General features: G+C 71.0%; 8 protein-coding genes. 6 read left to right on the plus strand and 2 right to left on the minus strand.

Annotated elements, in window-relative coordinates; translation table 11 throughout:
* From OGL89_RS11235 to OGL89_RS11245, 3 genes are all read left to right on the plus strand, one after another.
* Nucleotides 1-772, plus strand: a 772-nt coding sequence (locus OGL89_RS11235; protein ID WP_263120195.1) for a dihydroxy-acid dehydratase, incomplete at its 5' end; no start/stop codon positions are given.
* 50 nt (nt 773-822) lie between these two features.
* Entirely contained in the window at nt 823-1,749 is a 927-nt protein-coding gene (locus OGL89_RS11240) for a dihydrodipicolinate synthase family protein (RefSeq protein ID WP_263120196.1), read from the plus strand.
* Nucleotides 1,750-1,759: 10 nt separating this feature from the next.
* Nucleotides 1,760-2,707: an SMP-30/gluconolactonase/LRE family protein gene (locus OGL89_RS11245; RefSeq protein ID WP_263120197.1), complete on the plus strand. Its 948-nt coding sequence runs from the start codon at nt 1,760-1,762 to the stop codon at nt 2,705-2,707.
* Between the two features lie 8 nt (nt 2,708-2,715).
* Here OGL89_RS11245 and OGL89_RS11250 read toward each other — a convergent pair whose 3' ends face one another.
* Together OGL89_RS11250 and OGL89_RS11255 are read right to left on the minus strand one after the other, a co-directional pair.
* On the minus strand, nt 2,716-3,612 hold the full coding sequence (locus tag OGL89_RS11250) for an EamA family transporter (RefSeq protein WP_263120199.1): 897 nt from the start codon (nt 3,610-3,612) through the stop codon (nt 2,716-2,718).
* 182 nt (nt 3,613-3,794) lie between these two features.
* Nucleotides 3,795-4,379, minus strand: a complete 585-nt coding sequence (locus OGL89_RS11255) for a hypothetical protein (RefSeq protein WP_263120201.1) — start codon at nt 4,377-4,379, stop codon at nt 3,795-3,797.
* A 304-nt stretch (nt 4,380-4,683) separates the two neighbouring features.
* Between OGL89_RS11255 and OGL89_RS17200 the strand changes: the two genes are divergently transcribed.
* From OGL89_RS17200 to OGL89_RS11270, 3 genes are read left to right on the plus strand one after another with little or no spacing between them, the layout of a single operon-like run.
* Nucleotides 4,684-7,494, plus strand: coding sequence for a LamG domain-containing protein (locus OGL89_RS17200; protein ID WP_263120202.1), 2,811 nt, complete (start codon nt 4,684-4,686; stop codon nt 7,492-7,494).
* Between the two features lie 29 nt (nt 7,495-7,523).
* Nucleotides 7,524-13,949, plus strand: a complete 6,426-nt coding sequence (locus tag OGL89_RS11265) for an RHS repeat-associated core domain-containing protein (RefSeq protein WP_263120204.1) — start codon at nt 7,524-7,526, stop codon at nt 13,947-13,949.
* Entirely contained in the window at nt 13,943-14,260 is a 318-nt protein-coding gene (locus OGL89_RS11270) for a hypothetical protein (RefSeq protein ID WP_263120205.1), read from the plus strand. The genes OGL89_RS11265 and OGL89_RS11270 overlap by 7 nt, the downstream gene beginning before the upstream one ends.
* The last annotated feature ends 315 nt before the right edge of the window (nt 14,261-14,575 follow it).

Consider the following 14,575-nt stretch of genomic DNA (forward strand, 5'->3'; position numbering starts at 1 on the left):
CATGTCCGACGGCCCGTGGCTTCTCGACGACGAATCGCTCGCGCAGCGGGCGGGTGACGGGCGGCCGTGGAATGAGGTGCTGGCGGAGTTCCCGGAGCCGGGCGCCCCGGGGTCGTTGATCCGCACGCTGGCCGAGCCGGTGCTCCCGGCGCCGACACTCGTTGCGGTGCACGGGTCGCTCGCACCGTCCGGTGCCGTGATCAAGGTCGCCGCGGCCACCCCCGAGCTGCTCGCCCACACCGGTCGGGCCGTGGTCTTCGACTCCTACGAGGACATGCGCACCCGGCTCGACGACCCCGACCTGGACGTCACCGAGCACGACGTGCTGGTGGTCCGCGGCTGCGGCCCGGTCGGCGTGCCCGGGATGCCGGAGTGGGGGATGGCCCCGATCCCGCAGCGCCTGGTCGAACGCGGGGTGCGGGACCTGGTGCGGATCAGCGACGGCCGGATGAGCGGCACCTCCTTCGGCACCGTGGTGCTGCACGTCGCACCGGAGGCCGCGGTCGGCGGCCCGCTCGCGCTGGTCCGTGACGGCGACCCGATCCGGCTGGACGTCCCCGGGCGCCGGCTGGAGCTGCTGGTCGACGGCGCGGAGCTGGAACGCCGCCGCACCGACCTGGTCCCGCCCGCCTCCGCCGTCCACCTGCGCGGCTGGCCCCGGCTGTACGCCGACCACGTGCTCCAGGCCGACCAGGGCGCCGACCTCGACTTCCTCACCGCACCGACCCCGGCGCACCGCCGGTTCGTCGCACCCGTCGTCGGACGGTCCTGAGGCCGACCGTCCGTGACCCCCCACCCGAGCACCACCCCGAAGGAGACACCATGACCGCCCCACGGCCCCTCGCGGGCGTCCTGCCGGTCGTCCAGACCCCGTTCACCGCCGACGGGTCCATCGACGCCGCCGTGCTCGGCCAGGAGATCGACTGGGTGCTCGACCAGGGCGCCCACGGGATCACCACCGGCATGGTCAGTGAGATCCTGCGGCTGTCCGCGCTGGAACGTGACCAGCTCGCCGCGCTGGTGTGCGAGCGGGCCACCGCCCGGGGCGCGCTCAGCGTGATCAGCGTGGGCGCCGAGTCGACCTTCGGTGCGGTCGCCGCCGCCCGGCACGCGGAGGCGGTCGGCGCGGACGCCCTGATGGCCATCCCGCCGATCACCGTGCAGCTCGACGACGACGCCCTGTTCGGCTACTACTCGGCGATCATCGAGGCGACCGGCATCGGCGTCGTCGTGCAGGACGCCTCGGGCTACGTCGGGCGCTCGCTGTCGATCGAGCTGCAGATGCGACTGCTCGACCGTTACGGCGACCGGGTGTTCTTCAAGCCCGAGGCCGCCCCGATCGGCCAGCGCCTCACCCTGCTCCGGGAGGCCACCGACGGCCGGGCCAAGGTCTTCGAGGGCACCGGTGGCGCCGCGCTGATCGACTCCTACCGGCGCGGCATCGTCGGCACCATGCCCGGCTCCGAGGTGGTCTGGGCCATCGTCCGGCTGTGGGACCTGGTCAGCGCGGGCAACTGGGACGCCGCGTACGAGATCAGCGGCCCGCTGTCCTCCCTGGTCGCGTTGCAGACCTCCATCGACGTGTTCGTCGCGATCGAGAAGCACCTGCTGGTCCGCCAGGGCGTGCTGCCCTCCGCGCACACCCGGCCGCCGCACGGGTTCGTCCTGGACCCGGAGACCCGGGACGAGGTCGACCGGCTGTTCGACCTGCTGCGCGAACGGACGCTGACCAGCACGACCGCCCTCTAGCCTCGCGATCGTGACGCCGTTCAACCTCCGGGACGCCCCCGCCCCCACCCTCCGGCACGACCTGCGGGACCTGCTCGCGACCCTGCCCCGGATCGTCGCCGACCCGGTGCCGCTCGGCGACGTCCGCGCCCGGCTCGGCGAGCGCCCGGTCTGGGACGGCGCGACCCGCACCCTGCTCTGGGTCGACGTCGAGTCGGGGCTGGTGCACCGCTGGCCGGACGGGGACCCGGCGCGGGCGCTCGCACCGTACGCCGCCGGGTCGCAGGTCGGGATCGCCTGGCCGACCGCCTCCGGTGGGGTGCTGGTCGCGGCCGCGGCAGGGCTGCGCACCCTGACCGGTCCGGTGCCGCACCCGCCGGTACTCCCGGCCGGTCGTCGGTGGAACGACGGCGCCACCGATCCCGCCGGGCGGCTCTGGCTGGCCGACATGCCGATCGCCGACGCCACCGCCCCCGGTGCCGTGCACCGCCTGACCCCGGAGTCGTGCGAGGTCGTCCTCACCGGCGTCACCTGCGGCAACGGCATCCAGTTCAGCCCGGACGGCCGGTGGATGTATCTCACCGACACCGTCCGCCGGGTGCTGTACCGCCTGCCCTACGACCTCGCCTCCGGCACTCCGGGCACGCCGGAGCCGTGGTTCGCCCTCACGCCGGACGACCCGATGCCGGACGGCACGACGGTCGACGCGGACGGCTCGCTCTGGGTCGCGGTCTGGGGCACCGGCACCGTGCTGCGAATCGATCCCACGGGACGTCCGGTGGACGCGATGCGGATGCCGGTCCCGTTGACCACCTGCCTGGGAATCGGGCCGGACCGGGTCGGCTGGGTGACGACCGCCGGGTCGCCGGACCCGCACCTCGGTGAGCCCGGGCCGGCGGACGGGGCCGGGTCGGTGTGGCGGGTCCGGCTGCCCGACGAGGTGCGGGGCGTCCCGGTGGTGCCGGTCGCCGGGGTCTGAGGCCGGCGTCAGCGCAGCACGATCCCGCGCTCGCCCACCTCACCGTCCGGCGCGACCGGTCCCGGCGCCCGCCCGGACAGCCAGATCACGGCGGCCCCCGACGCCACCACCAGGACGATCCCGGCCAGCATCCAGCCGGTCAGCCGGTCGCCGAGCAGCGTCGCCCCGACCAGCGCCCCCATCACCGGATCGATCGCGAACAGCGTCCCGGCCACCCGCGGGGAGGTCAGCCGCACCGCCACGAAGTCCAGGCTGAACGCCATCGCGACGCCGAGCAGACCCGACGCGATCAGCGGCAGCAGGTCCCCGCCCTGCACCGCCGGCACCGACGGGACCGAGAACGGCGCGAGCAGCACCGCCCCCACCGTCACCGACAGCGCCAGGCCGCCCAGTCCCGAGTCGTCGTCGCCGACCCGCCCGGCCAGCACCGTGTAGCCGCCGAACGCGGCCGCCGCACCCAGCCCCGCCAGCACCCCGACCGGGTCCAGGTCGCCCTGCGGACCGGCGACCAGCGCCACCCCGACCAGTGTCAGCACCGGCAGCAACCGCTGCGCGCCGCGCGCCCCGACCGCCGCCACGGCCAGCGGCCCGCAGAACTCCAGCGTCACCGCGACCCCCAGCGGGATCCGCTGCACCGCGTGGTAGAACAGCACGTTCATCGCGGCCATCGCGACGCCGTAGAGCACGATCCCCAGCCAGGCCGACCGGGACCGTCCCCGCAGCTGTGGCCGGGTGAGCAGGAGCAGCACCGCCGCCGCGACCGTCATCCGGAACCCCGAGACGGCAGAGATCGGCAGCCGGCCGAACAATCCCTCGGCGAGGGCGGCGGACACCTGGATCCCGGCGGAGCCGAACAGGACGCAGACGGTGGCGATCAGGGCATGGTGGCGCGATGTGACACGCATAGGACTTCCTCACGATGAGCGGCCCGCGGATCGGCGGGCGGACGGCAGGGCATGAGGGCAGCACTCGGCACCCGCACCACGTGCGGGAGGGGAGTGCGGCCGTCAGGCCGCCGAGGGGCCCCGGCGCGCCGAGCAGCCGAGGAAGCTCATCGGATCCATGCGGGGCAGCCTAGGTCTCGGGGTCAGGATCCGAGTCGTCCGTCTCGGTCCGCGAGTCGGGTGTCCAGGTAGGCGAGCACCAGCGGCTCGTCCTGCCCGGACCAGGTCCCGGTCAGCACGGCGCCCGTCCGCTGCTCCGATCCCGGTCGCCGCACCACGGCCACCCGACCCTCCCCGGCCTCGCCGCTGCCGCGCACCAGCACGGTGGGCTCACGCTCGACCGTGCCGTCCGGCGTCTGCAGCACCATCCGCACCTGGGTGTCGCCCTCGTGGATCACCCGGGCCAGCTCCGCGCGGTAGACCGGGTCGCCGACCGCGTCGTACACCCACCGGGTGCCGAGCACCGAGTGCTCCATCGTCCCGACCAGCCACTCCTGCGCCCCCGGCAGCTCCTGTGCGCGGTAGGTCAGCGGCACGTGCACCAGCTCGCCCGCCACGTCGAACAGGTGGGACTCGATCCCCACCTCCCCCGCCGGGTCGTCGAACCGGTAGGCACCCACCGGTCGGGCCACCGCCACCGTCCCGTCGAACCAGGGCTGATCCGGCAGCCAGCCGGAGACCAGCTCGGCCTTGGTCGGGACGATCGTCGCCTGGTGCAGGAGAGCCATGCCGCCCAACCTAGCGCCGTGGGTGGCGGAGACCCGCGGCGGCGCGGCGACGCGCGCGATGGCAGGATCTCCGCGCAAACTTCGGCGGAATGCGCAACTGGGACTTTGGTCTTCACCCGAACGGTCGCTATCGGCACATATCAGCTACCCCCTATGTTCCTCACAGATCGCGCACAGTCGGCTGTGCATGCCCTGCCCGCGATTTCGACCCGGCATTCGCCTGGTCGTTGTCGCGCCCGATGACCGGGCCTTTCAGGGGGAGCTCCGCGCCGTGCTCAGTCGTGCCCGGATCCGACGTCATTCCGTGACCGCAGCAATGGTCGCCACCTCGCTGGTGGTGCCGTGGTCCTCCGCTGCGGCCGACGAACCGGATCCGCAGGTGGTCGAGCCGGCCCCCGTCGTGACCTGTACGGACCAGGCCGCGGACAGCTCCGAGGCCAGCACCGTCGCGGTGGCCTGCGACCAGGACGTCGAGGTGGTCGGCGAGCGCACGGAATGGAACACCGTCTACGCCCAGGCGGACGGCACCATGCGCCTGGACGTGTCTGCTCTGGCGGTGCGCACCCAGGTGGACGGTGACTGGGGAGAGATCGACGCCACGGTGGTGGCGGCGTCCGAGGGCATCACCGTGGCCGCCCCGGTGCGGCCGATGGTCTTCAGCGACGGGACGGACGGCATGCCGCTGGCCCGGATCACGCGGGAGGGTCAGGAGCTCACCTTCGACGTGCCGTTCGACCTCCCGTCCCCCGCGCTGGACGGTGATCAGCTGACCTACGACGAAGTGCTGCCCGGCGTCGACCTGGTGGTGTCCGTCAACGACGACGCCACCGGCTTCTCCGAGGTCTTCCGGGTGGAGGACGCCGAGGCGGCCGCCAACCCGCTGCTCGCCGAGCTGAGCTTCCCGGTCGAGACGTCCGACGCTCTGTCGCTCCAGGCGGATGCCGGCGGCTTCGTCGCCGTCGACGCCGAGGGGACCGAGTACTTCACCAGCCCGACGCCGGCCATGTGGGACTCCCGGGATCTGACACCCGCTCCCGTGGTCGGGGCACGGACGAGCTCCCTGCGTGGGTCGGCCGACCTCGCGGTGTCCGCCGCCGATGCCTTCGGTGAGGAGGAGGTCGACCTGGAGCGTGCGCCGTCGTCGGCGAGCGCCACGGCGGAACTCCCCGCGGCCGTGGCCGAGAGCGAGGTCTCGATCACCCCCGACCCCGCCATGATCGACGACGACTCCACGGTCTGGCCGGTCTACATCGACCCGGCGATCAGCGGCTCGCTGAACGACTGGACCGCGGTCCGGGACGTCTTCGGGCAGTCCTACCGGTTCAACCCGGACGAGGGCGTCGGCCTCTGCAACCGCGCGACGTCGACCTCCTGCACCGCGACGTTCAAGAGCCGCATCCTGTGGAAGTTCGGCGGTCTGGCGTCGATCGGGGCGATGAACCCGAGTGACATCAACGGGACCACCTTCGCCGTCGTCGGCACGCATTCGTACGACTGCACTCCGCGCGCGATCAACCTCTACCGGGTCGACAACTGGAGCTCCGCCACCGCGTGGCCCGCCAACAATTACTACTTCCAGAGCTCTCTCACGGTCGCGCACAAGTCCAGCTGCGCGGGACAGCCGGTGCGCTGGCTCGAATTCCCCGCACTGGAAGCGGGGCAGGCCGTGGCCAACGCCAATTCGAATCAGCTCACCATGGGCCTGGCGACGGACGAGTCGAGCATGGCCTACTGGAAGCGGTACCGGAACGACGCCGGGCTGTCGATCTCCTACAACCGTGCCCCGACGATCCCCACCGGGGTGAAGTTCAGCTCTCCCGCCGCCGTCTGCACCACCGGTGCCGCTCGCCCCGTCCTCCGCTCCGCGACCCCGGTGTTGTACGCGGTGCTCAGCGACCCGGACGGCCAGGCGGTCCAGGCCAACGTCGATGTGTACGCCGCGGGGACCAGCACCCCGATCCTGTGGCACGCCCGTCCTGCGGCTCAGGCATCCGGGGTGGGGCAGTCGATCCAACTGGGCGGCATGACCGGCGGCAAGATCTACCGGGTCCAGATCAACGGGGTCGACCCGAACGTGGTCGGCGGCCCCGCGGTCGCCTGCGAGGTGGAGATCGACCTGGTCGCCCCGGCGGCGCCGACGATCAAGCCGGTCGCGGTGGGGACGCAGCCGGTCTACACCACGGGAGTACCGGCCGGTGGGCTCGGGAAGACCGGGTCGTTCCAGTTCGGCAACGGCGGGTCGGCGGACGTGGTGTCCTACAAGTACTCCCTGAACAGCTCGGCGCTGAACCTGAGCACCACGGCAGCACAACCGACCGTCGCCGTGACGCCGACGTCCGCCGGATCGCAGACCCTCTATTTCCAGTCGGTGGATCGCGCGGGATGGACGAGCCCGATGCAGTCGTACACGTTCTCCGTCGCGTTCCCGGAGACCACCGTCTGGCGGCTTGACGAGACGGCCGGCATGACCGCCGCCAGTTCGGGAGACCCTGGCACCGGATTCCCGATGACCTGGACCGGTCCGGTCACCCGGGTCGACGGTCCGTTCGCCGAGGCGGGGATCAATCCGGCCGACCGGGCGGTGCTGCTGGGACCGGACGCCGCCAGCGGGGCGACCGCGCTCCCGGTGATGCGCACGTCGGACAGCTTCGCCGTGCAGGCGATCGTCCGGGCTGATGCCGTCGACGGCACGGCGGCGGTGGCGTACCAGAGCGGCACCTACCGCGCGGGCTACACCCTCGGGTACCGACCGTGTGCCGACGGTCAGAGCAGCTGCTGGGCGTTCGCGATGCCGGGCACCGACGCCTACGACACGACGATCGACGCCGCCGTCTCACCGGAGAAGGTCGAGCCGGGTCAGTGGACGTTGATCACCGGCGTGCACGACGCCGGCCAGGACCGGATCTCGGTGTGGGTCTGCACGATCGGCGACGAGCCGGGTGATCTGGAACCGACCGGGAACGTGACCGTGCCGCACGCCAATGCCTGGTCGGCGAACGGCCCGCTGCGGCTGGGCCAGACCACGTTCGTCGGCGCGGTCAGTGAGTTGCGCACCCTCACCGGCGCCATCGACGACACCACCGTCAACCGGGCCTGCAACCAGCCCGCCGCCTGACACCACCGCACGAACAGGGGAGCAACACGATGGACGAGTGGGGTCGGGGTACCCGGGGTGTGTCGGCGCTGGTGACCGCGGTGCTGGCGGCGACGCTGGCGTTGGCCGCGCCCGACGTCGCCGCGGCGATCGATCAGCGGCCGATGTCCGATGCGGATCGCCTCGCGCACGGCGCGGAGGTCGCGGCCGACCTCGACGAGACGACACCAGTGGCCAGCCGTGACGGCGTCGTCGAGGCCGAGCCCCTCCCGGAGATGGCGCCGTCCAGGCCGGACCCGGCGGCCTGGCCGACCGAGACCGAGGTGGAGCTCACCCCCGAGGCCCCGGCGATCGGCGGTGAGGTGGTCAGCCTCGCATGGGCCGACGGAGCCGCCGCCGAGGTCGCGGCGCTGGCGGAATCGACGCTGGAACCGGCCACCCCGGACTCCTCGGACGTGGAGTCCGCCGCGGCGGATCGGGCTGCGGCCGGGCCTGCTGCCACGGCGGCGCCGACCGACGCTCCCCTGCCTGCCGAGCCCGCCGTCGATCCGGTCCGGGTCGAGGTGCTGGACCAGCAGTCCGCGTCCGACGCCGGAATCGACGGCGTCCTCCTGTCCGTGGAGAGCGACGCCGCGACCGCCGACATCCCGGTCGACGTCACGGTGGACTACAACGCCTTCGCCGACGCGTTCGGCGGCGACTGGTCCTCGCGGCTGCAGCTGGTCACGCTGCCGGAGTGCGCCGTGACCGACCCCGCGTCCGACGAGTGCCGGACGCGGACCCCGGTCGAGAGCACCAACGACGCCGAGGCCGGCACCGTCACCGCGACCGTCACCCCGCGCGCCGCCCGGGTGATGGCCCTGGCCGCGGCGTCCTCGGGCTCGACCGGCAACTGGTCCGCGACCCCGCTGTCGCCGTCGGCCAGCTGGCAGGTCTCCGGTCAGACCGGTGACTTCAGCTGGTCGTACCCGATGCGGGTCGCCCCGGTCTCAGGCGGCCCGACCCCCGAGCTCGCGTTCTCCTACTCCTCCGGCTCGCTGGACGGTCGGGTCGCCTCGACCAACAACCAGACCTCCTGGGTCGGCGACGGATGGAACCTGGACTCCGGCTACATCGAGCGCAAGTACCAGTCCTGTTCCGACGACATGGGCGGCAACGCCAACAACGCGGGCCGTCGCACCGGCGACCTGTGCTGGTTCAGCGACAATGCCGTGCTGTCCTTCGGCGGGTCGACCACCGAGCTGGTCAAGGATGCCGCCACCGGCACCTGGCGTGCGCAGTCCGACGACGGTTCGCGGATCGAGCACCTGACCGGGGGCTGGAACGACGACAACGACGGTGAGTACTGGCGGGTGACCACCGGTGACGGCACGCAGTACTACTTCGGCCGGGGCAAGCGTTCCGCGAGCGACCCGCTGGAGCTGAACTCCGCCTGGTCGGTGCCGGTCTACGGCAACCACCCCGGCGACCCGTGCTACGCCGCGGACTACGCGTCCTCGGTCTGCACCCAGACCTGGCGCTGGAACCTGGAGTACGTCGTCGACACCTCCGGCAACACGCTGACCTACGTGTACGAGAAGGAGACCAACAACTACGGCCGGAACCTGAACCAGGCGGTCTCCAGCTACGTCCGGGGCGGGTACCTCAACCGGATCGAGTACGGGCAGCGTGCGGGTTCCGAGTCCGCCTCGCAGGCCCCGGCGCGGGTCGAGTTCACCGTCGCCGAGCGATGCCTGCCGTCCGGTGGGATCACCTGCGACCCCGCCCAGCTCACCGAGGCCAATGCCACGTCCTGGCCGGACGTGCCCTTCGATCTGATCTGCACCTCCACCAGCAGCTGCCCGGACCAGACCTCGCCCTCCTTCTTCACCCGGAAGCGCCTCACCAGCGTGAAGACGCGCGTGCTGGTCGGGTCGGCCTACCAGGACATCGACGCCTGGAACCTGCGGCACACCTTCCCGGACACCGGTGACCGCACCAGTTCCGCGCTCTGGCTGGACGGCATCACGCACCAGGGGCTGGTCGGCTCGACCCTCACCCTGCCCGAGGTGACCTTCCGCGGTGAGCAGATGGCCAACCGGGTCGACACCCTGGGCGACGCGGGACCGCCGATGAACCGCTACCGGGTCACCGCGATCAGCGCCGAGGCCGGCGGCACCACGACCATCAACTACTCCGCCCCCGACTGCACCTCGGGTGACCTGCCCACCGCGGCGGACAGCAACACCCGGCGCTGCTTTCCGATCTCGTGGCAGCCCGAGGGCACCGGCCCGGAGATCCAGGAGTACTTCCACAAGTACGTCGTCGACACCGTCGTCGAGAACCCGAACGACGAGGTCAGCGCGGCGGTCGAGACCGCGTACCGCTACATCGGCGAACCGGCCTGGCACTACGACGACAGCCCGTTCACCGCGGTGGCGCACCGCACCTGGAGCGAGTTCCGCGGCTACGCGGCCGTGGACGTCATCACCGGCTCGCCGATGCAGCAGCGATCCCAGGTGCGGACCCGGTACTTCCGCGGCATGGACGGCGACCGGCTCGCGTCCGGCGGCGCCCGCCAGGTCGCGGTCGACGGCATCACCGACACCGAGCGTCTGAACGGCTTCGTGCGGGAGGAGATCACCTACAACGGGATCGACGGACCGGAGATCGGCGGCACGGTCACCACCCCGTGGATCTCCGCGGCCACCGCGACCGGCGCCGACGGCACTCGAGCCGCCTTCCTCCGGCCCGGCACCGTCGAGGAACGCACCGTCGCCCCCGCCCTGCCCGGGGGCGTGCGGACCACGCGCACCGTCACGACCTATGAGACCGGCTACGGCCTCCCCACGCAGATCGACGACCAGGGCGACACCAGCACCGCCGCCGACGACCGGTGCGTCCGGACCGAGTACGCGCAGAACCCCACCGCCTTCATCGTCTCCACCGCCAAGCGGGTCGAGACGGTGTCCGTGAGCTGCACGACCGCGCCCACCCGCCCCCGGGACGTGATCTCCGACGAGCGCACGTTCTACGACGGCGGCGCCTTCGGCGTGGCGCCGACCCGCGGTCTGCCGACCACCTCCCAGGTCGTCTCCGCCTTCTCCGGCACCACACCGACCTACGTCACGACCAGCACCACGACCTACGACGCCCTCGGCCGGCCCACGGTCGCCACCGACGCGATGGGCCGGGCCTCCACGACGGCCTACACCGGCACTGGAGGGGTGGTGACGGGCACCACCGTCACCGCCCCCGACCCGGACGGCACCGGCCCGATCACCGCGGGCGTCACCACCGCGGTGCTGAACCCGGCCTGGGGCTCGATGGTCAAGACCACCGACCCGAACGGCAAGGTCACCTCCGCCACCTTCGACGCGCTCGGCCGGACCACCGCGGTCTGGAACCCGGGCCGTGCCCAAGGCAGCGCCAGCGCGCACACCACCTACGAGTACACGATCTCCAAGACCGCACCGAACACGGTCACCACCAAGACCCTCGCCGCCGACGAGACCTATCTGACCAGCGTCGCCCTCTACGACGGCATGCTCCGACCCCGCCAGACCCAGTCGCCCTCGGCGGCCAGGGACACCCCCGGCCGGATCATCACCGACACCTTCTACGACAGCCGCGGCAACGTGGCCTGGTCGAACGGGTCGTGGTTCGCCAGCGGAGCCGTGGGCACGACCCTGGTCGTCCCGACCACCGCGGTCCCCAGCCGCACCCGCTACCTCTACGACGGTGCTGGCCGCGGCACGGTCACGATCACCGACGTCGGGGAGCAGGAGCGCTGGCGCACCACCACCAGCTACGGCGGCGACCGCGTCACCGTCGACCCCCCGCAGGGCGGCACCGCGCAGACCACCATCTCCGACGCCCGCGGCAACACCACCGAGCTGCGCCAGTACCTCGGCGGTCACCCGACCGGTGACTTCCGCACCGTGAGCTACGGCTACGACCGGGCCGGGAACCTCACGTCGGTCAAGGACTCCGCCGGGAACGCCTGGTCGTACACCTACGACCTGCGCGGCCGGCAGCTCACCGCGACCGACCCGGACAAGGGCGCCACGACCACCACCTACGACGAGGCCGGGTTGGTCCGCACCACCACGGACGCTCGCGGCACCACGCTCTACACCGTGCGCGACCAGCTCGGCCGCCAGACCGAGCTCCGCGACGGCACCGCCACCGGGACCCTGCGCGCCAAGTGGACCTACGACACCCTGCTGAAGGGACAGCTCACCTCGTCGACGCGGTACTCCGGCACGGCGGCCTACGTCACCGCGGTCACCGGTTATGACGACGCCGGCCGACCGCTGGGCGCCTCGGTGACGCTGCCCAGCGCCGAAGGCACCCTGGCCGGCACGTACACCACGAGCTACACCTATACGGCCGACGGCCAGGTCAAGTCCATGAAGCTGCCCGCGGGCGGCGGACTGGGTGCCGAGACCGTCACCACCCGGTTCGACTCCCTGTCCCGGCCCGAGTGGATGTCCGGCGGCCTCGGCTGGGGTGTCTACGTCGCCGACACCGTCTACGACGTCTATGGCGAACCGTTGCGCTACGACCTGGGCAACACCTACGCGTTCTTCCTCAACTACTCCTACGAGGAGGGCACGCGCCGACTGCAGAAGACCTGGGTCGAGCGTGAGGGCGTCGGTGGTCTGGACATGGACCTCACCTACACCTACGACGCGTCGGGCAACCCGACCTCGGTCGTGGACCGCCCCACCGGCAAACCGGTCGACGCCCAGTGCTTCGCCTACGACGGCCTGCGCCAGCTCACCTCGGCCTGGACCCCGGCGAACTCCGACTGCAGCGCCGCGAAGTCGGCGACCACGCTCGGCGGCCCGGCACCGTACTGGACCGACTACGCGATCGACGCCGCCGGCAACCGGTCCAGTGAGACCACCCACACCACCGCCGGGGACACCACCCGCACCTACGCCTACCCGGCCACCGGCGCGGTGCGTCCGCACGCGGTCTCCACGGTCAAGCAGACCGGCGCGGCAGGTGCGACCACCAGCTCCTACGCCTACGACGCCACGGGTAACACCACGACCCGCAACGTCGCTGGCAAGACCGGTCAGACCCTCAAGTGGGATGCCGAGGGTCGCCTGGAATCGATCGCGCAGGGCACCAGCACGGTCATGCAGGCGCTCTACACCGCCGACGGCGACCGCCTGATCCGTCGCGAGAACGGCGTCGTGACGGTCTACCTGCCCGGCGGCCAGGAGATCTCTCTGACCACCGCCACCAAGGCGGTCAAGGCCACCCGCTACTACGGCTTCAACGGCCAGACCCTCGCCATGCGCACCGGCACCTCGGGCTCCACGGTCAGTTCGCTCATCTCCGACCCGCACCAGACCGCGTCGATGGCGATCGCCAACACGACCAAGGTCATCACCCAGCGCCGCACAGACCCGTACGGGAACACCCGGGGCACCGCCGCGGCATGGCCAGGCGATCACGGGTTCATGAACAAGGTCCAGGACGCCAGCGGCCTCACCCAGGTTGGGGCGCGGTACTACGACGCCTTGATCGGGCGGTTCGCGTCCGTGGACCCGGTGTTCGACCAGTCGGCGCCGCAGTCGTGGGGGTCGTACTCCTACGCGGACAACAACCCGGTCACGTCATGGGACCCGACGGGGATGCGGTCCTGGTGGGGGCAGCGCTGGCACAACCTGAAGAACCAGATCCGGACTGTCGGCAACTTCGCCACCAAGTACCAGGCCGAGATCGTCGGCGTGGTGGTCGGCGGCGTGGTGACCGCGGGTTGCTTGGCCGCGACATCGGGTACCGGTTCGGTCGGGTGTCTTGCCCTTGGTGGAGCCGCCGGCGGAGCGGCGACCAACTTGTGGCGGTCGAAGGTGCAGAAGACCCAACCGTTCTCCTGGCGGTCGTTGGCCAGAGACACGGCTATTGGCGGAGTGATCGGTGCTGTGGCCGGCCCCGCGTCTGGCGCGGCTCGATCTGTGACCTCGGCCGTAGTGAGTCGTGTCGCACCGGCTGTGGCCTCGAGGATCGCCGCCCAGCGGGCGGCGACCACGGTCATCGCTGGGCAACTCAGCCGTTCAGAGTTGAGTACCGGAGCTCGGGCGGTCGCCACCCGCTCGGCGCCCTCCGCGATGAAACCAAGTTCCGGCGCTGGCGACGCTGCGAGCGGCGGAGGCGACCTCACTCGAGTGGGGCGATGGATGTCGGCTGACGAGCACGGGGCCATGGCGGCGACGGGTAATGTCCAAGTCGGAGGTAGCGGTACAACCTATGTTGCTAGACCGCCTAGCATGACGGCCTTCCAGAGACAGGCGCCCTCCGGTAGCCTTTATGTAGAGTTCGACGTCCCGACCGGTTCGTTGAGGCCTGCAGGTCAGCCGGAATGGGCCCAGATCCCGAGTCCGGACCATTTGCTTTATGGACGACTGGCTGAACGGACCGGTGTCCCTCTCCAGTCGCCTGTGCCCGCATGCAACATTGTGGTGGTGGGATCATGCTGAATCTTATCGAGTCCATGGCGCGTTGGTTCGACGAAAACTCAAGTGCTGAGGGTGTGCGTGCCTCTTACCGAGAAGGTCCTGTCGACAGGCCCAAAAGATCGGCTCAAATTGGATTTGAGACGGCTGCCTCCCTGGCATCGGTAGCCGTGTGGGAGAGTGGCGAGCTGGAAGCTGAGGTTCTTGTTGTTGAGAGCCTGGAAAGGGTTCTGGTAATTTCAATGGTGGTTTCAACGCCTGCGTCGATGATTCAAATTATCGAGCGTGTAATGGAGGCCACGCGGGCCGCTTCGGGACCGTCGAACGAGAACTAGTTCGTCTGCAGATAGTCGGTTTTTGCTACCGTCCAACGCATGGAAACAGTCGGATAATTAGCAGCGGCGCTCAGTATCGACGAACTCGCAGATTTCTCTTCCGAGACGCCCCTTTTGAATTGTTCATGATCGATCCGGTTGCCGCGATGCGATGGGCTGAGCTGTGGGTGACTCGCGGTGGGGGAGCGGGGGTCGGGATCGATCTTGCGGCGATGTCGGAGCCTCTGGCCGAGGATGCCGACGATGCGCTGAGCGCGCGCTGAGATCAGGTCGAGCTCGCGCCGACCGCGACAGAAGGAGCGGCGTTGACGGTGG

The sequence above is a fragment of the Cellulomonas sp. RIT-PI-Y genome, from assembly GCF_025642745.1.
GTDB lineage: Bacteria > Actinomycetota > Actinomycetes > Actinomycetales > Cellulomonadaceae > Cellulomonas.